Here is a 21,044-nt window from a genome sequence, read left to right as displayed (position 1 = left end):
GCCGTTACCGGGGTCTTGCTAAACAGGGAGAGAAGATGAAAATTATCCTGATTGCCGCCGCAACCCTGCTGGCCAGCGCAGGTGCTCTGGCGGATGAGTGCGACAACGCCAGTACCCAGACTGCCATGAACATGTGCACCGCTGAGCAGGCACAGACCGCGGATAAAAAACTTAACCAGACCTGGCAGGACGCGCTGAAACGCGCCGCCCCCGCGCAACGTGAGTTGATGAAAAAGGCGCAGCAGGCCTGGATTACACTGCGCGATGCCGACTGTGAGTTCATCGCCTCGGGTGTCGAAGGTGGCAGCGTCCAGCCGATGATTCATAACCAGTGTATCGCCGACAAAACCATTGAGCGTGAAGCCTGGCTCTCCTCCCTGTTACAGTGCGAGGAGGGAGATATGAGCTGCCCGTTGCCGCCAGCCGGTTAACGCGGGCGAATGCCCTCAATGATCATCCGCTGCACGTTATCCACCGTGCTGTTAAAGAAGGCTTCATCCTGTAAATTTTTGCCGGTCACCGCCTCCACCTGGGAGGCGAAGTCGGCGTAGTGCTGGGTCGATGCCCAGATCATAAAAATCAGATGATGCGGGTCAACCGGGGCCAGTTTTCCGCTGGCCACCCAGCCAGCAACGATCGCCGATTTTTCCTCCACCAGCGTTTTTAGCGTCCCGCTGAGTTCCGCATTCAGCACCGGCGCCCCCTGCAACATCTCCAGACAAAAAAGCCGTGAGGCCTGAGGGTTATCGCGCGAGACTTCAAGCTTCTGGCGGATGTACTCACGAATAGCCACCAGCGGGGCAAGATCTTCACGAAACGCTTTCAGCGGCGCCAGCCAGACGTCCAGAATCTGTTGCAGTACCGCAAGATAGAGCGCCTCCTTCGACGGGTAGTAATAGAGCAGATTGGTTTTCGATACCCCGGCCCGCTCGGCGACTTTTTCGAGGCGGGTGCCATGAATGCCATACAGAGAGAAGGTTTCCAGCGCTGCGGCAAGAATAACCCCGCGTTTCTCATTCACCGCCTGCATGCGTTTGCCCGTTTTTTTCGCCGTACCCTGCGCCATGATCGCTCTCCTTTACCCTTTGCGCCAAGCATAGCAAATGGCCGGTGCGGACTCGACCCCTGCACAGCAATAGCGCAAAGCTGCCTGTTTTTTGTGCACTCTATTTGACCATTCAGTCCACTTTTTTCACTCTCATTTTGCCAACTTTTATTTAACACGTTGACAACAATACCTTTTTCAATTCTGGCATCGCCTTTGCAAACCCGTTCTCGGAAGGCGTACTGCCCTATGTCATTCACGATGCAGCAAGGCGGCAAGCGCAGATCCCAGTAGCTTACTCAGGTAAGTGAATGGGGTGGACAAGCGAAGCCAACACTGCTGAAACGTGAAGTATGACCGGCAGAGAATTCGGCAATCAGCCACACCACGCCCCCCTTCACCTGACAACGCGAGGTACGAGATGAAAATTGGTGTTTTTGTTCCGATTGGCAACAACGGCTGGCTCATTTCCACCCATGCGCCGCAATACAAACCGACCTTTGAGCTGAACAAGGCGATTGTGCAAAAGGCGGAGCATTATCACTTCGACTTTGCACTTTCGATGATCAAGCTGCGGGGGTTCGGCGGCAAGACCGAGTTCTGGGATCACAACCTTGAGTCCTTCACTCTGATGGCCGGGCTGGCGGCCGTGACCTCACGCATTCAAATTTATGCCACCGCCGCCACCCTGACCCTTCCCCCGGCTATTGTGGCGCGTATGGCCTCGACCATCGATTCCATCTCCGGCGGGCGCTTTGGTGTGAATCTGGTGACCGGTTGGCAAAAACCGGAATATGAGCAGATGGGCATATGGCCGGGGGACGAGTACTTTTCCCGTCGCTATGACTATCTGACGGAGTATGTACAGGTGCTTCGTGATCTGTGGGGCAGCGGCAAAAGCGACCTTAAAGGTGAATTTTTCACCATGAATGACTGTCGCGTCAGCCCGCAGCCGTCGACGCCGATGAAAGTTATCTGTGCCGGGCAGAGCGATGCCGGGATGGCCTTCTCCGCGCAGTATGCTGATTACAACTTCTGCTTCGGCAAGGGGGTTAACACGCCTACCGCTTTTGCCCCTACGGCTCAGCGCATGTGCGAAGCGGCGCAGAAAACCGGGCGTGATGTCGGTTCGTATGTGCTGTTTATGGTCATCGCCGACGAAACCGACGAGGCCGCCCGTGCCAAATGGGAACACTACAAAGCGGGAGCCGATGACGAAGCGCTGGCATGGCTGACCGAACAGAGTCAGAAAGACACCCGTTCCGGCAGTGACACCAACGTGCGCCAGATGGCGGACCCGACCTCCGCGGTCAATATCAATATGGGCACCCTGGTGGGTTCATACGCGACGGTAGCACGTCTGCTCGACGAGGTGGCGACCGTGCCGGGCACCGACGGCGTGCTCCTGACCTTCGATGATTTCCTTCAGGGTGTGGAAGATTTTGGTGAGCGGATCCAACCGCTGATGCAGTGCCGAAGCCATATCGCCGCCCCCACCAGGGAGGTAGCCTGATGCTGACATTACCCGCCCGTCCTGAAGCGGTCTCTTTCACACCGGCGCAGAGTGCACTCATTGTGGTGGACATGCAGAATGCCTATGCAAGCCAGGGAGGATATCTCGATCTTGCCGGATTTGATGTCTCCGCCACGGCTGCGGTGATTGCGAAGATCAACACCGCCGTGGCGGCCGCCCGTGCGGCAGGAATGCAAATTATCTGGTTTCAGAACGGCTGGGATGACCAGTACGTAGAAGCCGGCGGGCCAGGATCGCCTAACTGGCATAAATCCAATGCCCTGAAAACCATGCGTAAGCACCCTGAACTGAAAGGGACATTGCTGGCGAAAGGCAGCTGGGACTACCAACTGGTGGATGAGCTGGTGCCGCAGGAAGGGGACATTGTGCTGCCCAAACCGCGCTATAGCGGCTTTTTCAATACGTCACTGGACAGCATGTTACGCAGCCGGGGCATTCGCCATCTGGTTTTCACTGGTATTGCCACCAACGTCTGCGTGGAGTCAACCCTGCGTGATGGCTTCTTTCTGGAGTATTTCGGCATCGTGCTCGAAGACGCCACCCATCAGGCCGGTCCGGCGTTTGCGCAGCAGGCGGCGCTTTTTAATATCGAAACCTTTTTTGGCTGGGTCAGCGACGTCGATACCTTCTGTTCCGCCCTCTCTCCCCAGCCACTTATGAATATTGCTTAGGAGCACACTTATGCCAAAACAGGTCATTATTCCCGCTGGCACCACCACGCCCATCGCCCCTTTTGTTCCCGGCACGCTGGCCGATGGCGTGGTCTATGTCTCCGGCACACTGCCCTTTGATAAGCAGAACAATGTGGTGTTCCCCGGCGACACAAAGGCGCAAACCCGCCATGTGCTCGAGACTATTCGCAGCGTTATCGAGACGGCGGGGGGTACGATGGAGGACGTGACATTCAACAGCATCTTTATCACCGACTGGAAAAACTACGCCGCGATTAATGAAATCTATGCCGAGTTTTTCCCTGGCGATAAACCCGCACGCTTTTGCATCCAGTGTGGGCTGGTGAAGCCGGAAGCACTGGTGGAAATTGCTACCGTTGCCCATATCGGCAAGTGAGGCTGCCATGAACATTTCCCTTACCCCGGCCCCTTACCCCGGCGCGCCTGTCATAGTGATGATTGCCGGACTGGGCGGTAACGGGAGCTACTGGCTGACGCAGAGGGAGGCGCTGTCGGCCCGCTATCAGGTGGTCTGTTACGACCAGTGCGGCACGGGAAACAATCCGGCCACCCTGCCGGATAATTACCAGATAAGCGACATGGCGGGCGAGTTGCAAAGCGCGCTGCAACAGGCGGGGATCCTAAGATTTTGCGTGGTCGGTCATGCGCTGGGTGCGCTGGTGGGAATGCAGCTGGCGCTGGATTATCCGCAGTCGGTCAGCGCCCTGGTACTGGTGAACGGCTGGTTATCGCTGGATACACACACCCGTCGCTGTTTTCATATTCGCGAACGGTTATTGCAGGCGGGTGGGCCGCCTGCCTGGGTGGAGGCGCAGCCGCTGTTTCTCTATCCGGCGGACTGGCTCTCAGCCCATGCCCCGCGCCTGGAAGCGGAGGAGGCCCTGGCCCTTGCGCACTTTCAGGGAGAACACAATCTCCAGCGCCGTTTACAGGCCCTGAAAGAAGCGGATTTCAGCGCCACGGCCCGTCAGATCCGCGCTCCGGCGCTCATTATCTGTTCGCAGGATGACATGCTGGTCCCCTGTACCTGTTCGCAGGCGCTGCACCAGGCGCTTGTTAACAGCATCAGGGTGGTGATGGCCCGCGGCGGTCACGCCTGCAATGTAACCGAAAGCGATGAGTTTAATGGTCTGCTGCTCGAGGGGCTGGCAAGAGTGCTGCCCGCTACGGCAGCGGTGCAAAAGGAGTATTTATGAGTGAAGCCGTTAGCCAAAGTGCGCTGAATACCCTGTTTACTGCCGCACGTACCCACAACGGCTGGCAGGACAGGATGGTCAGCGACGCGACATTACAAGAGATTTACGATCTGCTGAAGATGGGACCCACGTCGGCCAACTGCAGCCCGGCCCGTTTTGTCTTTATCCGCACTCCGCAAGGTAAAGCGCAGCTGCGTCCGGCCCTTTCCGGCGGTAACCTGGAAAAAACCCTGAGCGCGCCGGTCACCGCGATTGTCGCCTGGGACAATCGCTTTTACGACAAACTCCCTGCCCTCTTTCCGCACGGTGACGCCCGGAGCTGGTTTACCTCAAGTCCTGAACTGGCCCAGGAGACGGCATTTCGTAACAGCGCGATGCAGGCGGCCTATCTTATTTTCGCCTGCCGGGCGCTGGGACTGGATACGGGGCCGATGTCCGGATTTAACCGTGACATCGTGGATACCACCTTTTTTGCCGACAGCGATTTTCGCAGCACCCTGCTTGTGAACATTGGCTATGGTGATGAAAGTAAACTTTACGCGCGTCTGCCGCGCCTGGCATTTGACGATGCCTGCGTGCTTCGTTAAGGAGAAGAGATGGGAATCAGCCAACAGCATTTTCGTGATGCCATGTCCTGCGTGGGTGCGGCGGTGAACATTATTACCACTGATGGTCCGGCAGGCCAGGCGGGATTCACCGCCAGTGCAGTCTGCAGCGTGACCGATTCACCGCCGACGCTACTGGTATGCCTTAACCGCTCCGCATCGGTCTGGCCAGTGTTCAGTCAGAATCAGACGTTATGCGTCAATACCCTGGCAGCGGGCCAGGAGGCATTATCCACCCTTTTTGGCGGTAAGACCTCTATGGCTGAACGCTTCGGTGCGGCAGACTGGGAAACCGGGGAAACGGGTTGCCCGCGTCTGGCTGGCGCACTGGTCTCGTTTGACTGTCGCATCAGCCAGGTGATGAGCGTGGGGACGCATGATATTCTGTTTTGCACCATTGAAGACAGCGCCCATCGTCCCGATCCGGGCGGTTTAATGTGGTTTAACCGCCATTACCACACCCTGCCCCGTCCCCCCGCCTGCTGAAGGATCCTCGAAAAAAATGAGAGCACGAAAGGTCCCCTCGCCCCTTTTGGGGGAGGGCCAGGGTGAGGGGAAACATGCGGGGCTGAGGGTCATTCCGTTTACCTTATGTTCCTTGCTTGTCTGTAGCGACAGAACCCGTGAACGTGCCAGGGTGGTTCACCGCCCCCCTGGCGACCCGGGCTCCCGGTCAGTCGTCAACGCCTCATCGATTTTCAGCCGGACCCATTCATCGTGGTGACGGTTTTATTCTCATTTCGCCGTGGTATCGCTGTAAAACGTCATATTACCGGGGAGCTCTCAGCCCCGCCTGAGCAGGGTTCAGGACTCATCCGGCGCTGTCGCCAGCGCCGCTTTCTTACGCTTTCTAAGCTTCAGTTCGCTTACCAACACCCCGGCAATAATAAACACCCCACCCAGGATAGCCAGAGCAGGCAGACGCTCACCTGCCAGGCGGCCAAAAATTCCCGCCCACACCGGTTCCCCCGTGTAGATAACCGTGGCGCGGGTTGGGGAGACGCTACGTTGAGCCCAGTTCATGGTGACCTGAATAATGGCGCTGAAAATACCCAGCCCTGCCGCCACCATCAGCAAAGCAGGCGACAGTTCAGGAACGGACTCACCTGCCGGAGCCATACAGGCAAAGGCGATTACCGAGGCCGTCAGCAGTTGCACCACCGTCACCCGACGCACGTCCACTTTACCCGCCCAGGCGCTGATCAGGATGATTTCCGCGGCAATCGCCAGCGCACCCGCGAGGGTAATAAGCTCCCCCTCGCCCAGCGCCAGCATATTTCCCTCTGGTCCGGCAAGAAAAATGAGGCCAGTAAAGGCAAGCACGATCCCCACGCAGGACATCAGCCCTGGCATTCGCCCAAGGCACAGCCATTGCAGCAGTGGCACCAGGGGCACATACATGGCAGTGATAAATGCCGACTTACTGCTGGAAATTGACTGCAACCCCCAGGTCTGCAGGCTGTAGCCAAAGGCAATAGCAATACCAATGGCGACCCCCGCTTTTACCTCAAGCCAGGTGATGCCACGCAGGATTTTCAGAGATAAAAGTGCGACAGCCAGCCCGGCCGTGGCAAAACGCAGGCCCACAAAAAAGAAGGGGCCGCTGAGGGTGACGGCATACTGTACCGCAAGAAACGTGCCGCCCCAGAACATGGTGATGAGGATCAGGAGAGATTCCTGGGCAGAGATCGAGAAGGTAAAACGTGAGGGGCGCATGTTGCAAACCGGTTAACGTAAAACGGTAGTGTGCGTTGTCAGTAAAGGGAGTTCAACCCCTCTTTTGCGCTGCTTTTACTCATCCCGCATGCCTGAAAATGGCACCGGGGGTAATGCGCGCGGGCGGATGAGGTTTTATCTTTTACCTTATATAAACCCTATACATCAAGTAACCCCTGTCTCACTTGAGGACGAATTAAGCGCAGGGCCCTTTATAGTGTTCATCAGGCAATAAAAAACCGCCGGTATAAACCGGCGGTCAGCAGACGGTGACAATGAAGCTTCACCGTCACCACGGTGCATCAGTCTTAACTAACTGCTGCGACTGTTCCCGTGGCCGCTTTTGCCCCCTTTCTTACCAGCTTCCGAGGCGCGCTGAGGGTCATTTTTAAAATTCCCCCCGCTTTGCTGGCCACCTTTACGGCCTGCTTCTGATGCTCTTTCACGGTCTTCAGCGAAATTACCTGAACCACCACGATGGTTTGCCATTTCGAACCTCCGGTTAAGTGAAACATTAGTCATCATACTGCATTCAGTAAAAGAGGATTCTTTCACCGTGTGCCGCTATGGCATCGCCATAATCTGCGTCACGTGAATCTAATCTTAGTAAACCCAGGGCAAGCGGCCAGTGAATCGTAATATTCTGCAACAGCTACGCCTGCAAAAAAGCGATTTTTATTTTCATCAATTAATAAGTCACTCTTATGCATTGCAAAAACGGCAGCGGTAAAAATGTGTCAAATTGCGACAATCCTTAAAGGTGAAACCAGAAGCATTAATAACGACAGCGGGCAGTATTTTGAAGGTCAATGCCCTGGGTGGAACCTTTTTATCAGGAGCTGTCGCAGGCCCTTCTGACCGCAGGCGATAGCCCTGTTCTACGGCTCGAATTTTCACCGGGTCAGTAACTGATGTTTCGTTTGCTACACTCAATGGTGATCTCATCGCAACGAAGGGTTGATAAATGCAGAATAGAGAACCTGGTAGCGCTAAAATCCTGGTGCTTTTTTACTCCATGTATGGACATGTCGAAACCCTGGCCCAGGCCGTAGCCGAAGGGGCACGCAAGGTGGACAACGTGGAGGTAGTGGTCAAGCGTGTGCCTGAAACTATGTCGGCTGAAGCCTTCGCTAAAGCGGGCGGCAAAACCCATACCGCGCCGGTCGCCACCGCGCAGGAGCTGACTGATTATGACGCCATTCTGTTTGGTACGCCGACCCGCTTTGGCAATATGGCCGGTCAGATGCGTACCTTTCTTGACCAGACCGGCGGGCTCTGGGCCTCCGGCGCGCTTTACGGCAAACTCGGCAGTGTTTTCAGCTCAACCGGGACGGGCGGCGGTCAGGAACATACAATCTCTTCAACATGGACTACCCTTGCACATCATGGGATGGTTATCGTGCCTATTGGCTACGCCGCGCAGGAGCTGTTCGATATTTCGCAGGTTCGTGGGGGTACGCCTTATGGCGCGACAACCATCGCCGGGGCGGATGGTTCCCGGCAGCCGAGCCAGGAAGAGTTATCCATCGCCCGTTATCAAGGTGAATACGTCGCCGGTCTGGCGGTCAAACTCAAAGGCTAATGTTTTACAGGAGGATTTCTATGCCAACTCAAGAAGCAAAAGCACATCGCGTGGGAGAATGGGCCAGCTTACGTAACACCTCACCGGAGATAGCGGAAGCCATTTTCGAAGTGGCGGACTATGACGAAGTACTGGCTGAGAAAATCTGGGAAGAAGGCAGCGATGAAGTGCTAATGCGCGCCTTTGAAAAAACGGACAAAGACTCGCTCTTCTGGGGCGAACAAACCATTGAGCGCAAGAACGTCTGACCTGACACGCCCCCGCTTGAGCGGGGGCTTTTTTTTATTTCGCCGCCGCGTTTAACAGCGCATTAAATTTCTCCAGCGGGCAAAAACCGTTATCGTCTACCGGACACCCTTTCAGTGCCAGGGTCACGCGCTGGGCAGGCTCTTTTAGCGTCAACGGGTTTGCATTACGCAGTTGCTCGCTACTCTGGTAAACGTACTCAATCTTCATGAGCTCACGTTTCGCCGTTGGATCATTCCAGCGCTGAAACACAATTTTGCCCCCTATCGGCGTACGCTCATACTGGTCATGCAACTGATAAGGAGCAAAGTCCAGCGCCGTCAGTAGCGATGCAATGTTGGAGTCGTGCCCGACCAGCAGGGTCACTTTCGCTGCCTTCGCCGCCTCGCTCACCAGGGTTTTATCGATATATTTCACCAGCGGTTTCGCCACATTTTGCGCCACGGCGGGTGAAGTGAAGAGCGCATCCTGATAGCTATTTTTCAGCTTCGACAGCACGCGCCACTGCTGGTCAGATTTGATTTCGCCCCAGGCCACCTGGTCCAGTGGAAAACCTTCGTAATACTGCAACGTAAAGGCATCCACCAGCGAGTTACCGACCTTCAGCGGCCCCGATACGCCAGGTTCCTGCTGCACTTTCGCACTGAATACCTCTTTGCCGCTGGTCAGGTCGCAAACCTGTTTTTCTTTGCAGGAGGGAGACTGATCAAACTGGGTAATCTTTTCCAGCAACTGATAACTTTCATCAAGCGCATCCTTCTGGCGCTGCGTCTCCATTGCCTTCACCGCCTGCTCGCTGAACGCTGCCGACCCGTCAGTTATCACCGGATTAAACGTCGGATCCATGGTGCCCATTTTTTCCTGGTGATGAACGGGCACATCGCAGCCGGGAAACGCGCCGGTGATAAAGAATTGCGCGGTGGCCACCGTGCGTTGCAGGCTGTTGGCATAGGCGTAAACGGCACCCGGTGCCGGGCATTCACCGGATGTTACCAGCTTATTCTCTACAAGCCATTCACGCAGGTAATGGCCCATGTAGACTTCCAGTACCCCGCCTTTGGTGGTGAGCTGCCCGCCGGGTACATCCCATTCAGGCCACTGTCGGGCTGTCGATTGTTCGAGAACGCTGCCGTTATTAGCCAGCGGTGCGCGCAGGTTATGCCGGCTCATGATCAGCACTTGCTCAAGCTGATAACCCGCTGGCGTGGTTTGCGCCTCAGTCCCGGCAGCAAAAGGTAACGTAGCAGCTGCGGCAAGCGCCCAAAGTGAAAGCTTCATCCTGACATCCTCATCCTGATAGGGGAAAAGAAAGTGTGACATATTTGTGAAGGTTTGCTGCGAAGCCGCGCGCAGAAGTGACAGCACGCTCTGCGCGGCGGTTGCAGGCGTCAGGGGAGTTCAAGCGCAGGACCAACGTAGCGGCCACGCGGGCGGATAACTTTACCCGTGTTGATCTGCTCCATAGCATGCGCCAGTAGTCCCACACTGCGGGCGATGGAGAAGAGCGCGAAGGCTGCATCACCCAACAGGCGATAACGCGTGACCAGCGCCGCCAGCACCACATCGATGTTGGGCAGCAGCCCGGTCAGGGTGATCACTTTCTCAATAAATTTCGCAATCTCCTCCGGCGGAGTGAATTGTGCAAGCAGGGCACCTGCCCGTGGGTCACCGTCCGGGTAGAGGTGGTGACCGAAGCCCGGAATGGGAATGGCGGAGGAGAGATAGCGGTTGACCACCTGATCGGCGCTGGACCGCTCGACCTCATCAAACAGGGCTCTTACGCGCTGAGTGGCATCGCCATGCAGCGGCCCGGTAAAGGTCGCCAGTCCGGTCAGCAGGCAGGCAGGAAGGGAGGCTCCGTTTGAGGCGGCGATCCTCGCCGCAAACGCCGAACTGGTCAGTTCATGATCGGCCAGCAGAACCATTGCTCTGCGTAAAATATCGGCCACCTCCTCGTTCACTCCCCAACCAAGGGCCAGACGCTCATGAATCAACAGCGCCGGATGATTTTGCGCACCAAAGGTCGCAGCCAGATGCCCCACCAGTGTGGCGGCTTCAGCATGCAATACTCTGGCGGTGCGGCCATGAGTTGAGTGTCCGGTCGCTGTTGCCGTCGCCAGCGCGATAAAGGCATGAGAACGCTCAGGTGCGGCAGGTGGATAGTCCCTGGTCGGGACGGAAAACCCTGCGTCACTCTCCGCGCTCCAGAGCAGGCGCGCCGTCTCCTCCAGCGTCGCCTGCTCTGAAAAAGCGATAACATCTCTGCCCCGGTAGTACAGATGCCCTTTTGCAAAGGTCGAAATAGCGGTCGGGATGCTGGGTTCAGTGCCAAACAGCGTATTTACCGCGAGAGTCTCTCGTTTGCGTCCCTGCTGCTTCTTCTGCTTCAGGCTCTGTATGTTTTCTGCGCTGTACAGGCTGCGTCGGGTATTTTGCGGGTCCGGATGGGAAGCGATCAGCCCCCTGCTGACGTAGGCATAAATGGTTTGCGCCCTGACGCCGAGATAGGCCTGAACCTCGTCCAGCGTAAGCCAGGGGGAGTGGGTCGTCTTTGGTTGCATAAGTCTGTCCGGTTAGCTTTCTGATGAGCGCGGAGTGCGGCCCCCTTCAGGGCACCTTAAGAAAAATCAAAGCGAATCAAATAACTCTATATATGCATTTTTGGCCTATCAAGATTGATTTTGCAAATCAACTGATAGACAGATCGCAAAATTGCCCCTTTAGCCTAACGCGGGGAAGTTTCACTCCCCTTTCCCTTCCTCCGGGACGTTTTACCGGAGGGTGCGAAACTTTCATTCCCTATTATTTTTGCCTGTCAATAAATAAATGCGATCTTTTGCTATTGCGTCACACTCCTTAATCTGTAATGCAAAGATGAGTATTGATTATTTTAATCAAGATTGATCCTGGCAAAACGATATTCTAACGTCACTTTTATCAATGGTCATATGCAGTGAAGCCTGACAAATTGATGCCCAATAAGAAATGCAAAATAGCACGCAGCGGTACAGCATAAAAAATAAAGGGTGTTTTACGGTTTTAATAACCGGCCTGAAAAACGCATTGGATTTTTTATTAACAGAACCGTTGCTCACAAAACTCTATGGGCACCTGGTCGAGAAGACACCTTACAAAATAATTAACACCCGTGGTACCGGTTGGTAATTATTACGTATACCTACAAATGCATGAAGGACAAAAATATGAATAGCATTCAACAACAAGAACTTACCGAGGCATCAATAGATGCCAGAGTAGTTCCACAAAAAAAAGCCACACGTATTCGCTATTACATGCTAGCGCTGATCCTGTTCGCGACAATTATCAATTTCGTTGATCGATCGAGCCTGGGTATTTTAGCCCCATTCATCAGTAAAGATCTGGCACTGGATAAAGTACAAATGGGGCAAATATTTGCGGCATTTGGCCTTACCTACGCTATTGCACTTGTGCCCGGTGGCATTATCGCTGACGTACTGGGTTCCCGTATTGCCTATGCTTTTTCACTGATAACCTGGTCGTTAGCCACCATGACACAGGGTATTGCCAGCGGCTTTACTATGCTGTTCGGCTCGCGCCTGGCGATTGGCGCGCTGGAAGCACCCGCTTTTCCGTCAAACGCCCGGGCCGTCACCATGTGGTTCCCCACTACCGAACGTGGTTTTGCCACCAGCGTGTATGTGATGGGGCAGTATATCGGCACCCCTTTATTTACCGGTCTTTTACTTTGGATTGCCAATGGATTTGGCTGGCGCTCCGCCTTTTATCTGACCGGTGGCGCAGGGGTACTGTTTGGTATTTTATGGTACATCTGGTATCGCGACCCTTTAAATCACCGTGCGGTTAACGAAGCTGAATTAAAACATATTCAGGAAGGTGGTGGTCTTGTTGGCAAAAAAGAGCGCGATCGTTTTGACTGGAAAAACGCGCTCAGATTGCTCAAACATCGTCAGATCCTGGCTATCTGCCTGGGTAAGTTCTGTAATAACGCGATTCTGGTGTTCTTTACCACCTGGTTTATGACCTATCTTGTGGAAGAGCGTCAGATGACGATGATCAAAGTCGGTATATTCCAGGCGCTGCCGTTTATTGGCGCCACCGCAGGAATATTGCTGGCAGGCTTTTTCTCTGACTTCTTTATTCGCCGTGGCTACTCTATGTCGGTTGCCCGTAAAGCGCCTTTGATTATTGGGACGCTACTTGGCTCTTCCATTTTATTAGTAAATTTCGTGACCTCCAATGAACTGATAATTGTTATTTTAACTATCTCTTTCTTTGCGCAGGGCGTAGGTTCCTCGTCATGGGCCGCGGTTTCAGAAATAGCGCCCCGGCAATATATTGGATTAACCAGCAGTATCACCAGCCTTGCGGCGAATATTGCCGGCGTCACCACCCCTATCATGATTGGTTATATTCTTCATGTCACCGGGCAGTTTTTCTGGGCGCTCAATATGATGGGCATCATGTGCCTGATTGGTGCATTTGCTTACTCCTTCCTGCTGGGGCCTTTGTCGCGTATTGAAATGGATTAACCACGCCGGAACCCGTGCCGTTTGCGGTCTTGCGTGAGTGTTACAACCAGGCCTGAGCAGCCTTCACGCCGCGTGTAGCGGGTTGGTCGCCCGGGCTGGCATTATCAAAAGAGAGGAAACTGTGTCTGAATTTACCTGGGATCATTTGCAGTTACGCAGTCCGGATCCTGAAGCAACCGCCGAATGGTTCGAACGTTGCCTGGATGCCCGGATCATCCGTCACTCCGGAAAAGTCGATATTCGCCTCGCGGGGATAAACATATTTATTGCCCCCGTCACTGACGGTGACGGCGTTGCTCCACCCCCTTTGCCTCCCTACCAGGGTCTGGACCATTTTGGTTTGACCGTGGACAACCTTGATGAAGTCGCCAGTACCCTGAAAAGCAGAGGGGTAGTCTTCACGCAGGAGCCCGTTACGATTCGTCCCGGCGTGCGCGGTTGTTTTATCCGTGGGCCGCAAAATATCTCAATTGAAATACTTGAGAGACGGCTGAGTTAATTCGCCTCTCCTGTTCAGCACAACGAAAACATTAGCCTGCCACGCCTGGCCGCAACTATGGACATATTGTTATGAAACCCAGCATCCTGCAGTTAAATCCCATTCTTATTCCCGCCATCAGCGAGAAACTAAACGCGCTTTATACCGTTCACCGCTATTTTGAAATAGAAGACAAAGCAGCCTTTATTAAGGAGTACGGTAACAGTATTCGCGGCGTGGTTTCAGGAGGACATACCGGCATCAGCAATGCCTTAATGGAACAACTTCCGGCGCTGGAAGTGGTCGCCATCAACGGCGTAGGCGTAGACGCTGTCGACCTTGAGTATGCACGCAAGCGTAAGATCCACGTCACCGCTACCCTCGGCGCCCTGACAGAAGATGTTGCAGATCTCGCCATTGGCCTGCTGATTGCCACCTGCCGTGGTATTTGCTCGGGCGACCGCGTGGTACGTAACGGTGAGTGGGCGAAGAACCCCCATCCTGGCGCCATTCCCCTCTCCCGCCGCTTTAGCGGAATGCGTATCGGCATCGTGGGGATGGGCCGAGTGGGACGTGCGATAGCGACTCGCGCGTCAGCCTTCGGTTGCCCGATTGCTTACACCGATCTCCATGCTATGGCCGATTTGGATTACCCCTTTATCGCCGATCTGCAGGAGCTGGCAGGTAAGAGTGACGCGCTGATCCTCTCCGCCTCTGCCGACAAAGCGGAAGGCATTGTTAACGCCCCTGTACTGGCGGCGCTCGGGGAACAGGGCTTTTTGATAAACATTGCCCGGGGAAAACTGGTTAATGAGCCGGATCTGGTACAAGCCCTGGTGTCAGGTAAGATTCAGGGGGCGGGACTGGACGTGTTTGTTGACGAGCCAAACGTTCCGGCCCCGCTTTGTGGCATGGATAATGTGGTGCTGCAGGCACATCGTGCCAGCGCTACGGTCGAAACGCGAACCGCGATGGGTGAAATGGTGCTGGCAAGCCTTGCCCAGGCGCTGAGTGGGCAGCGTCCTGATGCCAGCCTGACAAGCTAAGCCCCCTGAGTGGGGCATTTGAAATCACTGAATAACAAAGGATGTAACTATGTTCGCTTCAACAAAGATTGCGCTGGTGACCGGCGCGGGCAGCGGGATAGGCAGAGCGACAGCCATTGCGCTCTCTCACGCGGGATATTTTATCGTCCTGGCCGGGCGACGTCTTGAGCCCATGCTGGAAACGGTATCGGCGCTCGGCGGCGGTGAGCAGTCGATGGTGGTTCCCACCGATGTCACCGACCCTGAATCCGTAGCGGCATTGTTTAACCGAATCAAAGAAAAATGTGGTCATCTTGATGTGCTCTTTAACAATGCAGGCACCAACTTTCCGGGTATCCCTTTCGAGGAGCTGAGCTATGAAAAATGGACCGCGGTCGTTGACGTCAATCTGACAGGGATGTTCCTTTGCGCTCAGGGTGCCTTCCGTCTGATGAAGGAGCAATCTCCACAGGGCGGGCGCATCATAAACAATGGTTCGATTTCGGCGCATGCCCCCCGCCCGGATTCTGCGGCTTACACAGCCACGAAACATGGCGTGACCGGCCTGACTAAAAGCATTTCGCTCGATGGGCGTAAATATGGCATTGCCTGTGGTCAGATAGATATTGGGAATGCCCATACCGAACTTTCTCAGCGAATGGCGAAAGGGGTAAAACAGGCCAACGGGGAGGTGATGGTGGAGGCGATGATGGATGTCTCGCAGGTGGCGAACAGCGTGGTCTATATGGCCGGCGTGCCGCTCGATACTAACGTGCAGTTTATCACCGTAATGGCCACCACGATGCCTTTCGTGGGGCGCGGCTGAGTCTGGCTCCCCTCTGAATGGGCGGCGAATCGCGTGGCCCATTCAGCAACAACGTCCCTATTCCGCATCCGGAGCGCTGTTTTTTTGTAAATTATCCCCACCAAGCCCGCCAATAAATGGCAGACGCAGGCGTAGCGGTGAAAAGCTCACACCGATATTTACACTGAGGATGTTGAGCTCAAGCCCCTCCTCTCTCCCCAGCGTGAAGCCCGCGACGCCCAGCAGCGAAACCTGGATCCCTCGCCCGGAGGGTGGTAAACCGACAGGATTGAGCAGCCCCCGAAAATCTTTTCCTGGCGCATTGGCAGGCATATCCAGTCTCAGCTCCGGAACTTCGCGCCCGATATGGGCGATAAAAGTATTACTGTTCGGGCCCGGCCAGGCGCGATAAGTCTCAGGCCAGGGGTAAGAGGCGATAGCCGCTTCTATCTTAGGGATCATGGCCCCGGCAGCGGCCCCGCGATGTTCCACCAGCAGGCGCGGCTTTGCCCCGTACCAGTAACCGTCCGGGGTGTTCTGGTTTCGTCGCACTTTTTGCCCTGCTCCCCAGCTAATTACTTCATAGCGGCTATAGTCGGTTTCACCGGCACGTTTGAAGATTATCCACGGGTGCACCGCCACTACCCCCTTCCAGCCCCAGGTGGGGGCCGCATAGATCTGGACAACGGCCTGACTGGCGTAACGCCGTGCATCCGGCGCCATGCCTGTGGAATCACGTCTGGCAGACCACCATCCATCCTGCGCCAGGGATTCCCGCTGGTGTAGTGAAAGGGCAAGGCTTAAAAATATCGCCAGAAAAATGAGGCAAAGCAGGCTCAGATAAAGGGTTTTCATCAGACTCATCATGGTTGGTTAGCGCAGAGCGTACGGGACGCGTTGGATGAGTATAGCGAGTTTTCTCCGGGCGTCGGGCGAAGGGACGAAGCTAACAGGTAATAGCAAGAGGCGGTGTCCGACTGAAGGCTCGTTGCGCGTTATATACTTAAGTAGATGTAGCGTAGTGGGAGAAAAATGTTGTGCTGCAGCTGCGTTCGCTACGCCTGTAGCAAGGGGATTAGATTTGCTTTGCCAGAAAAACAAAGGACTTACCTGATGGTAAGCCCTTTGTTTAATCTGGCGGAAGCGCAGCCCGCAAATTGATGTCCGAAAATGTCAGAAATCGTTCATTTTATCATTAATAAACAATATGTTGTCAAAATCGATTGTTCGAGGACGTGTTGCTACATCCGAAAAAATCCGACATTTTATGGAGATCCGTTCTGCGTTGGTTTACCTGGCTGGATAAGCCGCAGCTCCACACTATGCTCAAAGGCCCATTGACCGAGCGCACGGCAGGTAAATTCCGGGCCCTGATCGGTTCTTATTGCCGACGGGCAGCCACGAAAGAGCGCGATACTGTCTGGAATACGCGTGACCTGAACGCCTGAAATCCCGAAAGTAACGCTGATCGTCAGACGCTTCTTCGTGAAATCATCCACACAAGTCAGGCACTTAATCCGGCGGCCGCTGGCAAGTGCATCCATGACAAAATCCATCGACCAGGTCTGGTTCGGCACATCCGGCCGGACAAGCGAAAGCCGCTCAGTAGCCAGACCCTTACGACGTCGTCTGCGCTTCACACTCAGGCCGTTAAGGTGGTAAATGCGGTATACCCGCTTGTGGTTGCCGTGAAGCCCCTCCCTACGTAATAACTGCCAGATGCGCCGGTAACCAAAACGCCTTCGTTCGGGTGCCAGTTAAGTGATACGCCCTGATAAATATGCATCAGCCGCCAGACGCTGAGCCTCATAGCGGCAGGTCGACAGGGATAAACCTGTAAGCCTGCAGACACGACGTTGCGTCAGACCGGTCGCATCACACATAAACTCAACGGCTTCCCGCTTCTGGCCTGTCGTCAGTACGTGCGCCAGAGCCACCTGAAGTGCCTCCTTATCCAGCATGGTTTCGGCAAGCAGCGTCCTGAGTCTGGCGTTCTCTTCCTCAAGCGACTTCAGTCGCTTAACCTCGGGCACCTCCATACCGCCATACGTCTTACGCCAGGTGTAAAAGGTGGCGTCGGAAATGGCGTGCTTGCGGCAAAGCTCACGGGCAGAAAGCCCGGCTTCAGCCTCGCGGAGGATACTGATGATCTGTTCCTCGGAAAAAAGCTTTTTCATGGGGATGACCTCATGTGGCTTATGAAGACATTACTTACATCGGCGTGTGTTAATGAATGGGGAGCAGATCAGTACACAGATGCATTTGTTTTTAGCACGAAGAAGAAAAATAATGCTGTTCCTAATACTAAAAACAGTGTCCAGATCGATAAACCGCGAAAGGTATATAAAAGAATAAAAGAAAATGAGGCAGCAATAAAAAACGTGTCTGAAATCGACACCAATCTAAAAGCTGCATCTTAAAACACGACAATAATAAGTAAAAACATCCTGAATTCTTTTATGCTACCAAAGTAGAAATAAAATATTTAACCTACTCATTAATTTGACACTTTCTCTATATAACTTAACATAAAACTATATCTACTATTTATTAACGAGGTATATATGAGGAAAGCATAGGTAGACAACAGTGATTTATTAGCATATTTTAATACGGTTGAAGAATTCAAAAACCATCCATCAATAAAGGCGTTTAGAGCAGGATATCGTAAGCTACGTGATGATGATGCATTTGCATATGAAATAAAAAAAATATAGATCCGCACATACTACGCTGCGCAGACCAGATAAGAAAAGACAATGTCTTTTGAGTAGTTTTATTAGTGAGTTCAATCCTGTAAGTCACTCAACAGCTAACACCGCTGCTAAATCGTCAGGAAGTCCAGGCTTAATAAATGAACGAATACTTTATAGGAAAGCCACTGCAAAAAAATTGATGCTGAAATCATTACTCTGGTGATAAAAATGCACAAAGGCCGTGCTTGATTTTTAATGTTCTGTTGAGAATAGCATTAATAAACCTTCATTCATTTCATCTAGAATAGACAATTCAAATAAGAAAAAAGCAAGATGCATATTTAACCCCGTTATATTTTATAATCTTTTATCCATGAACTTTTCTGTATAGAATCATGCCTGAATAATAGCGGAAGATAAAAACATCTCCGTGTAATGAAAATAGAATATTCTAAGGATTGATGTTTTTTATCTCTGTAATCCTGTTATTATTCATATTAATCAGACAACTCAACATCACTTCACCAAAAGCATGACCACCCTGCTCACTTGTTGTTAGCACTTGGCAAAAATTATCTCTATATTGAATCCATTCATCTTGACTTTTTTTGAAAGCAGATAACATATTCTGTTTTTGCTCCTTAGTTCCCATCCACCATTTTGTATAATCAGCTTTCTCTAACTCATGAAACTTTTCATTATAGATGCTTTGTAGTTCATTGTTTGTCTTATCATTCAGAGAACCAAGACATTCATCATCTTCCTCACCATATTTTGCGACACAATTTTCAACCGCTTTATTTTTCAATATTGGAAGTGAGTCAGCTAGCGCACTAAACTGAAATGCTAACAGGAAAGCTAATAAAAATATTATTTTCATTTTAAGTAATTCAACCGTAAAGTTAACCGACGAGGATCATTCTTTTGATAAATATCATTATTCAGATATGTAATAATATCTTGTTTACTGCCATTTTTAGCCATTACTGCTACCATATCACTCGCTGTAACATTCCCCTGGAATAGTGTATCAACAAAAGTATCTTTAATTTTCTGGTCTATACTATCCCATGATGGAGGTGATGGCACTTTTGCTGAAAATTTTAGATAAAGGTGTTGAGCGTAACTGACTTTTTCAGCATATGATAACTCAAAAAGCCTGACCTGTTGATAATGGCTAATCTCCCCTACCAATGGGCCATAAACTTCAATAAAAATATCAGCCTCGCGTCCTGATAGATGTGATGCCAGAGCACAAAGCTGCGCTTTATACTCCTCAATCCCGTCCTGTCTTAGAATTGAGAGTATTTCGCCAGCACTTCGCTTCTTCATATCAAAACCACGTCCTAACGTTACACCAGAGTTATTGGTAGGGTTGTGTAAAATACGAGAGAACCACGGCATACGAGCAGGTTGTCGAAAAGGTTCCACCGCAGTGATATAATCAGCACCTTCATAGTCGAAAGTCAACTGCCCTTCCTTCACTGTCAAGATACCGCCACTATGCTTAGGTCGCCATTCAGTGCTTGAGGCATTGCGCATTGCCTCCACAAACCAGATGTCAGTGGGTTATACACGCCCTGTTGGAAACATTCTTAATAGCGACTGATACCAGCGTATTGCTTCAATAATATCAGTTGAACAGTGTCCCGTCAGGGGTAATGGCCGTCCTGTACTCAAGGTATAACCTGCAGCATCTAACATTAACTGTAGATTTTTAACTTCTTTTACCTCGTTGGTACCACAAGCCCCCACTGAATTTGTCAGTCGAAATATATGTGGTTTTGTTCGATTAGATCGCAAAGTCCCTCCTACTTTCAGGCAACTTAATGCCACATTATCATCATTGAGTAAAAAATTAGTGAGACAATTTATTATATTCCTTCATATTATCGCGAGAAAACCGTTAGTTATGTACAACCTGAAATTAGGAATAACCCTACCTGAATCATTAAAAGCAGAGCCACATCATAACTAAAATTTATGCTTATTCTTAATATTATAAAGTATTCACGAATCATACTCTCATTTATATTTTTTATTAACCCAATGCTTTCAGTGAGTTATTAATTTCATTATATTTGTTTGATAAATGTCTTTTGTATAGAAGTAAGAAAAATTATATTCATCAATCCCATATTGATGATATATCAGTATGCATTTGATGTTCATCTATATAAATATTTCGGTGATACACGATCAAGCCCCATTTACTCAAGCAACTGTTGTAACCTCTTGGCCCCCAATTTATGAGCCTTTTTCTCACCAATCTCCTGATAGTATTCCTCCCGGCACTCCACGCCAACTTGGCTGAACTTCTTCAAAAGCTGTTCCAGTGGCTACCCGGTGATCGGTCCAATGGACTGGTAATCGCTGGACCGGATGGAGGGAAACTCAACCGTAAAACTTTTAACAACTGGTGGAATAAAGCGAAGAAAGCTGCGGAAGTTTCCCTGGGTAAAACCATACCGGGTACTTACCATGACGTTAAAGCTAAGGCTATTTCAGACTACGAAGGATCTGGTAAAGATAAGCAGTTATTCAGTGGTCACAAAACAGAGAGTCAGGTGCTGGTTTACGATAGGAAAATAAAAATTTCTCCGTCGCTGGACCTGCCATTTTTGAGTGATACAGAGGAAGAATGAGGATGGAGGGTCGGAAAATATACCAAGTGAATATACCTACACCATACCAAGAGGCCAAAAAACAAAGGGGTTACCTTTCGGTAACCCCTTGTTTAATCTGGCGGAAGCGCAGAGATTCGAACTCTGGAACCCTTTCGGGTCGCCGGTTTTCAAGACCGGTGCCTTCAACCGCTCGGCCACACTTCCGGAATGAGGCGCACTATAAACATCCCGATGACGTCTGTAAAGCCCGTTATGCACCGTTTGC

Annotated in this window: 22 protein-coding genes, 1 tRNA gene and 5 pseudogenes; 17 read left to right on the top strand and 11 right to left on the bottom strand. The window is 52.1% G+C overall.

The features are described from left to right. Nucleotides 1-35 precede the first annotated feature (35 nt). The gene (locus KXR87_RS06105) at nucleotides 36-431 is read left to right on the top strand and encodes a lysozyme inhibitor LprI family protein (protein ID WP_437431368.1); all 396 of its coding nucleotides are present in this window, start codon (nucleotides 36-38) and stop codon (nucleotides 429-431) included. Here KXR87_RS06105 and rutR read toward each other — a convergent pair. Beyond that, nucleotides 428-1,066, bottom strand: a complete 639-nt coding sequence (rutR, locus tag KXR87_RS06100) for an HTH-type transcriptional regulator RutR (RefSeq protein WP_437431367.1) — start codon at nucleotides 1,064-1,066, stop codon at nucleotides 428-430. The genes KXR87_RS06105 and rutR overlap by 4 nt on opposite strands. A 400-nt stretch (nucleotides 1,067-1,466) precedes the next feature. Here rutR and rutA point away from each other — a divergent pair, with 400 nt between their 5' ends. Genes rutA through rutF form a run of 6 tightly spaced genes read left to right on the top strand, consistent with a single transcriptional unit; the run spans nucleotide 1,467 to nucleotide 5,558 of the window. Next, entirely contained in the window at nucleotides 1,467-2,558 is a 1,092-nt protein-coding gene (gene rutA, locus KXR87_RS06095) for a pyrimidine utilization protein A (RefSeq protein ID WP_437431366.1), read from the top strand. Then, nucleotides 2,558-3,250, top strand: coding sequence for a pyrimidine utilization protein B (rutB, locus tag KXR87_RS06090; RefSeq protein WP_437431365.1), 693 nt, complete (start codon nucleotides 2,558-2,560; stop codon nucleotides 3,248-3,250). The genes rutA and rutB overlap by 1 nt, the downstream gene beginning before the upstream one ends. Nucleotides 3,251-3,260: 10 nt before the next feature. Further along, nucleotides 3,261-3,647, top strand: coding sequence for a pyrimidine utilization protein C (gene rutC / locus KXR87_RS06085; protein ID WP_437431364.1), 387 nt, complete (start codon nucleotides 3,261-3,263; stop codon nucleotides 3,645-3,647). 7 nt (nucleotides 3,648-3,654) lie between these two features. After that, complete coding sequence (gene rutD, locus KXR87_RS06080; protein WP_437431363.1) at nucleotides 3,655-4,467, top strand: pyrimidine utilization protein D; 813 nt, start codon at nucleotides 3,655-3,657, stop codon at nucleotides 4,465-4,467. Continuing rightward, nucleotides 4,464-5,054 (top strand): malonic semialdehyde reductase, encoded by a 591-nt coding sequence (locus tag KXR87_RS06075; RefSeq protein WP_437431362.1) that lies wholly within the window; start codon nucleotides 4,464-4,466, stop codon nucleotides 5,052-5,054. The genes rutD and KXR87_RS06075 overlap by 4 nt, the downstream gene beginning before the upstream one ends. A 9-nt stretch (nucleotides 5,055-5,063) precedes the next feature. Beyond that, nucleotides 5,064-5,558 carry an NADH-dependent FMN reductase RutF gene (gene rutF / locus KXR87_RS06070; protein WP_437431361.1) on the top strand — a complete coding sequence of 165 codons (495 nt, stop codon included), beginning with the start codon at nucleotides 5,064-5,066 and terminating at the stop codon, nucleotides 5,556-5,558. Between the two features lie 318 nt (nucleotides 5,559-5,876). Here the strand turns inward: rutF and KXR87_RS06065 are convergent, their stop codons facing one another. Then, nucleotides 5,877-6,788 carry a DMT family transporter gene (locus tag KXR87_RS06065; protein ID WP_437431360.1) on the bottom strand — a complete coding sequence of 304 codons (912 nt, stop codon included), beginning with the start codon at nucleotides 6,786-6,788 and terminating at the stop codon, nucleotides 5,877-5,879. A gap of 312 nt (nucleotides 6,789-7,100) precedes the next feature. Further along, a complete protein-coding gene (locus tag KXR87_RS06060) occupies nucleotides 7,101-7,277 on the bottom strand; it encodes a general stress protein (RefSeq protein ID WP_437431359.1) in 177 nt (58 codons plus the stop codon). 475 nt (nucleotides 7,278-7,752) lie between these two features. Here KXR87_RS06060 and wrbA point away from each other — a divergent pair, with 475 nt between their 5' ends. After that, nucleotides 7,753-8,370 (top strand): NAD(P)H:quinone oxidoreductase, encoded by a 618-nt coding sequence (wrbA, locus tag KXR87_RS06055; RefSeq protein ID WP_437431358.1) that lies wholly within the window; start codon nucleotides 7,753-7,755, stop codon nucleotides 8,368-8,370. Between the two features lie 20 nt (nucleotides 8,371-8,390). After that, on the top strand, nucleotides 8,391-8,618 hold the full coding sequence (locus tag KXR87_RS06050) for a YccJ family protein (RefSeq protein WP_437431357.1): 228 nt from the start codon (nucleotides 8,391-8,393) through the stop codon (nucleotides 8,616-8,618). A gap of 34 nt (nucleotides 8,619-8,652) precedes the next feature. Here KXR87_RS06050 and agp read toward each other — a convergent pair whose 3' ends face one another. Both agp and KXR87_RS06040 read right to left on the bottom strand, forming a co-directional pair. Beyond that, nucleotides 8,653-9,894 carry a bifunctional glucose-1-phosphatase/inositol phosphatase gene (gene agp / locus KXR87_RS06045; protein ID WP_437431356.1) on the bottom strand — a complete coding sequence of 414 codons (1,242 nt, stop codon included), beginning with the start codon at nucleotides 9,892-9,894 and terminating at the stop codon, nucleotides 8,653-8,655. A 110-nt stretch (nucleotides 9,895-10,004) separates the two neighbouring features. After that, on the bottom strand, nucleotides 10,005-11,177 hold the full coding sequence (locus KXR87_RS06040; protein ID WP_437431355.1) for a citrate synthase family protein: 1,173 nt from the start codon (nucleotides 11,175-11,177) through the stop codon (nucleotides 10,005-10,007). Nucleotides 11,178-11,819: 642 nt separating this feature from the next. Between KXR87_RS06040 and KXR87_RS06035 the strand changes: the two genes are divergently transcribed. From KXR87_RS06035 to KXR87_RS06020, 4 genes are all read left to right on the top strand, one after another. Further along, on the top strand, nucleotides 11,820-13,148 hold the full coding sequence (locus KXR87_RS06035) for an MFS transporter (RefSeq protein ID WP_437431354.1): 1,329 nt from the start codon (nucleotides 11,820-11,822) through the stop codon (nucleotides 13,146-13,148). 121 nt (nucleotides 13,149-13,269) lie between these two features. Then, entirely contained in the window at nucleotides 13,270-13,647 is a 378-nt protein-coding gene (locus tag KXR87_RS06030) for a VOC family protein (RefSeq protein WP_437431353.1), read from the top strand. Between the two features lie 71 nt (nucleotides 13,648-13,718). Further along, nucleotides 13,719-14,672, top strand: coding sequence for a 2-hydroxyacid dehydrogenase (locus KXR87_RS06025; RefSeq protein ID WP_437431352.1), 954 nt, complete (start codon nucleotides 13,719-13,721; stop codon nucleotides 14,670-14,672). Between the two features lie 49 nt (nucleotides 14,673-14,721). Further along, complete coding sequence (locus tag KXR87_RS06020) at nucleotides 14,722-15,477, top strand: SDR family oxidoreductase (protein ID WP_437431351.1); 756 nt, start codon at nucleotides 14,722-14,724, stop codon at nucleotides 15,475-15,477. A gap of 57 nt (nucleotides 15,478-15,534) precedes the next feature. On the opposite strand, the gene KXR87_RS06015 is transcribed toward KXR87_RS06020, so the two are convergent. Beyond that, nucleotides 15,535-16,320 (bottom strand): DUF3750 domain-containing protein, encoded by a 786-nt coding sequence (locus KXR87_RS06015; protein WP_437431376.1) that lies wholly within the window; start codon nucleotides 16,318-16,320, stop codon nucleotides 15,535-15,537. Nucleotides 16,321-16,730: 410 nt separating this feature from the next. Continuing rightward, a pseudogene (locus KXR87_RS06010) lies at nucleotides 16,731-17,633 on the bottom strand (IS3 family transposase); the annotation flags it as partial. 72 nt (nucleotides 17,634-17,705) lie between these two features. Here KXR87_RS06010 and KXR87_RS06005 point away from each other — a divergent pair. The 3 genes and pseudogenes from KXR87_RS06005 to KXR87_RS05995 form a co-directional block, all read left to right on the top strand. Beyond that, nucleotides 17,706-17,876, top strand: a pseudogene (locus KXR87_RS06005) (DNA-binding protein); the annotation flags it as partial. A 219-nt stretch (nucleotides 17,877-18,095) separates the two neighbouring features. Next, a pseudogene (locus KXR87_RS06000) lies at nucleotides 18,096-18,173 on the top strand (DUF4756 family protein); the annotation flags it as partial. A gap of 49 nt (nucleotides 18,174-18,222) precedes the next feature. Continuing rightward, complete coding sequence (locus tag KXR87_RS05995; RefSeq protein WP_437431350.1) at nucleotides 18,223-18,375, top strand: DUF4756 family protein; 153 nt, start codon at nucleotides 18,223-18,225, stop codon at nucleotides 18,373-18,375. 228 nt (nucleotides 18,376-18,603) lie between these two features. Here KXR87_RS05995 and KXR87_RS05990 read toward each other — a convergent pair whose 3' ends face one another. From KXR87_RS05990 to KXR87_RS05980, 3 genes and pseudogenes are all read right to left on the bottom strand, one after another. Beyond that, nucleotides 18,604-19,032 carry a lysozyme inhibitor LprI family protein gene (locus tag KXR87_RS05990; RefSeq protein ID WP_437431349.1) on the bottom strand — a complete coding sequence of 143 codons (429 nt, stop codon included), beginning with the start codon at nucleotides 19,030-19,032 and terminating at the stop codon, nucleotides 18,604-18,606. Then, nucleotides 19,029-19,694, bottom strand: coding sequence for a peptidoglycan-binding protein (locus KXR87_RS05985; RefSeq protein ID WP_437431348.1), 666 nt, complete (start codon nucleotides 19,692-19,694; stop codon nucleotides 19,029-19,031). The genes KXR87_RS05990 and KXR87_RS05985 overlap by 4 nt, the downstream gene beginning before the upstream one ends. A gap of 668 nt (nucleotides 19,695-20,362) precedes the next feature. Further along, nucleotides 20,363-20,488 (bottom strand): annotated as a pseudogene (locus KXR87_RS05980) (DNA-binding protein); the annotation flags it as partial. Between the two features lie 30 nt (nucleotides 20,489-20,518). On the opposite strand from KXR87_RS05980, the pseudogene KXR87_RS05975 reads away from it, so the two are divergent. Further along, nucleotides 20,519-20,797: pseudogene (locus KXR87_RS05975) on the top strand (integrase); the annotation flags it as partial. 98 nt (nucleotides 20,798-20,895) lie between these two features. On the opposite strand, the gene KXR87_RS05970 reads toward KXR87_RS05975, so the two are convergent. After that, a tRNA-Ser gene (locus KXR87_RS05970) sits at nucleotides 20,896-20,983 on the bottom strand. Between the last annotated feature and the right edge of the window lie 61 nt (nucleotides 20,984-21,044).

The organism is Yokenella regensburgei (assembly GCF_051486985.1).
GTDB lineage: Bacteria > Pseudomonadota > Gammaproteobacteria > Enterobacterales > Enterobacteriaceae > CBFFRJ01.
The sequence above is the reverse complement of the archived record's forward strand: the minus strand, read 5'-3'. Positions and strand labels throughout refer to the sequence as shown.

Bases quoted from the DNA above. Each gene is read 5' to 3' on its own strand.
- KXR87_RS06105 (WP_437431368.1), top strand. From the start codon at position 36: ATGAAAATTATCCTGATTGCCGCCGCAACCCTGCTGGCCAGCGCAGGT.
- rutR (WP_437431367.1), bottom strand. From the start codon at position 1,066: ATGGCGCAGGGTACGGCGAAAAAAACGGGCAAACGCATGCAGGCGGTG.
- rutA (WP_437431366.1), top strand. From the start codon at position 1,467: ATGAAAATTGGTGTTTTTGTTCCGATTGGCAACAACGGCTGGCTCATT.
- rutB (WP_437431365.1), top strand. From the start codon at position 2,558: ATGCTGACATTACCCGCCCGTCCTGAAGCGGTCTCTTTCACACCGGCG.
- rutC (WP_437431364.1), top strand. From the start codon at position 3,261: ATGCCAAAACAGGTCATTATTCCCGCTGGCACCACCACGCCCATCGCC.
- rutD (WP_437431363.1), top strand. From the start codon at position 3,655: ATGAACATTTCCCTTACCCCGGCCCCTTACCCCGGCGCGCCTGTCATA.
- KXR87_RS06075 (WP_437431362.1), top strand. From the start codon at position 4,464: ATGAGTGAAGCCGTTAGCCAAAGTGCGCTGAATACCCTGTTTACTGCC.
- rutF (WP_437431361.1), top strand. From the start codon at position 5,064: ATGGGAATCAGCCAACAGCATTTTCGTGATGCCATGTCCTGCGTGGGT.
- KXR87_RS06065 (WP_437431360.1), bottom strand. From the start codon at position 6,788: ATGCGCCCCTCACGTTTTACCTTCTCGATCTCTGCCCAGGAATCTCTC.
- KXR87_RS06060 (WP_437431359.1), bottom strand. From the start codon at position 7,277: ATGGCAAACCATCGTGGTGGTTCAGGTAATTTCGCTGAAGACCGTGAA.
- wrbA (WP_437431358.1), top strand. From the start codon at position 7,753: ATGCAGAATAGAGAACCTGGTAGCGCTAAAATCCTGGTGCTTTTTTAC.
- KXR87_RS06050 (WP_437431357.1), top strand. From the start codon at position 8,391: ATGCCAACTCAAGAAGCAAAAGCACATCGCGTGGGAGAATGGGCCAGC.
- agp (WP_437431356.1), bottom strand. From the start codon at position 9,894: ATGAAGCTTTCACTTTGGGCGCTTGCCGCAGCTGCTACGTTACCTTTT.
- KXR87_RS06040 (WP_437431355.1), bottom strand. From the start codon at position 11,177: ATGCAACCAAAGACGACCCACTCCCCCTGGCTTACGCTGGACGAGGTT.
- KXR87_RS06035 (WP_437431354.1), top strand. From the start codon at position 11,820: ATGAATAGCATTCAACAACAAGAACTTACCGAGGCATCAATAGATGCC.
- KXR87_RS06025 (WP_437431352.1), top strand. From the start codon at position 13,719: ATGAAACCCAGCATCCTGCAGTTAAATCCCATTCTTATTCCCGCCATC.
- KXR87_RS06020 (WP_437431351.1), top strand. From the start codon at position 14,722: ATGTTCGCTTCAACAAAGATTGCGCTGGTGACCGGCGCGGGCAGCGGG.
- KXR87_RS06015 (WP_437431376.1), bottom strand. From the start codon at position 16,320: ATGAGTCTGATGAAAACCCTTTATCTGAGCCTGCTTTGCCTCATTTTT.
- KXR87_RS05990 (WP_437431349.1), bottom strand. From the start codon at position 19,032: ATGAAAATAATATTTTTATTAGCTTTCCTGTTAGCATTTCAGTTTAGT.
- KXR87_RS05985 (WP_437431348.1), bottom strand. From the start codon at position 19,694: ATGCGCAATGCCTCAAGCACTGAATGGCGACCTAAGCATAGTGGCGGT.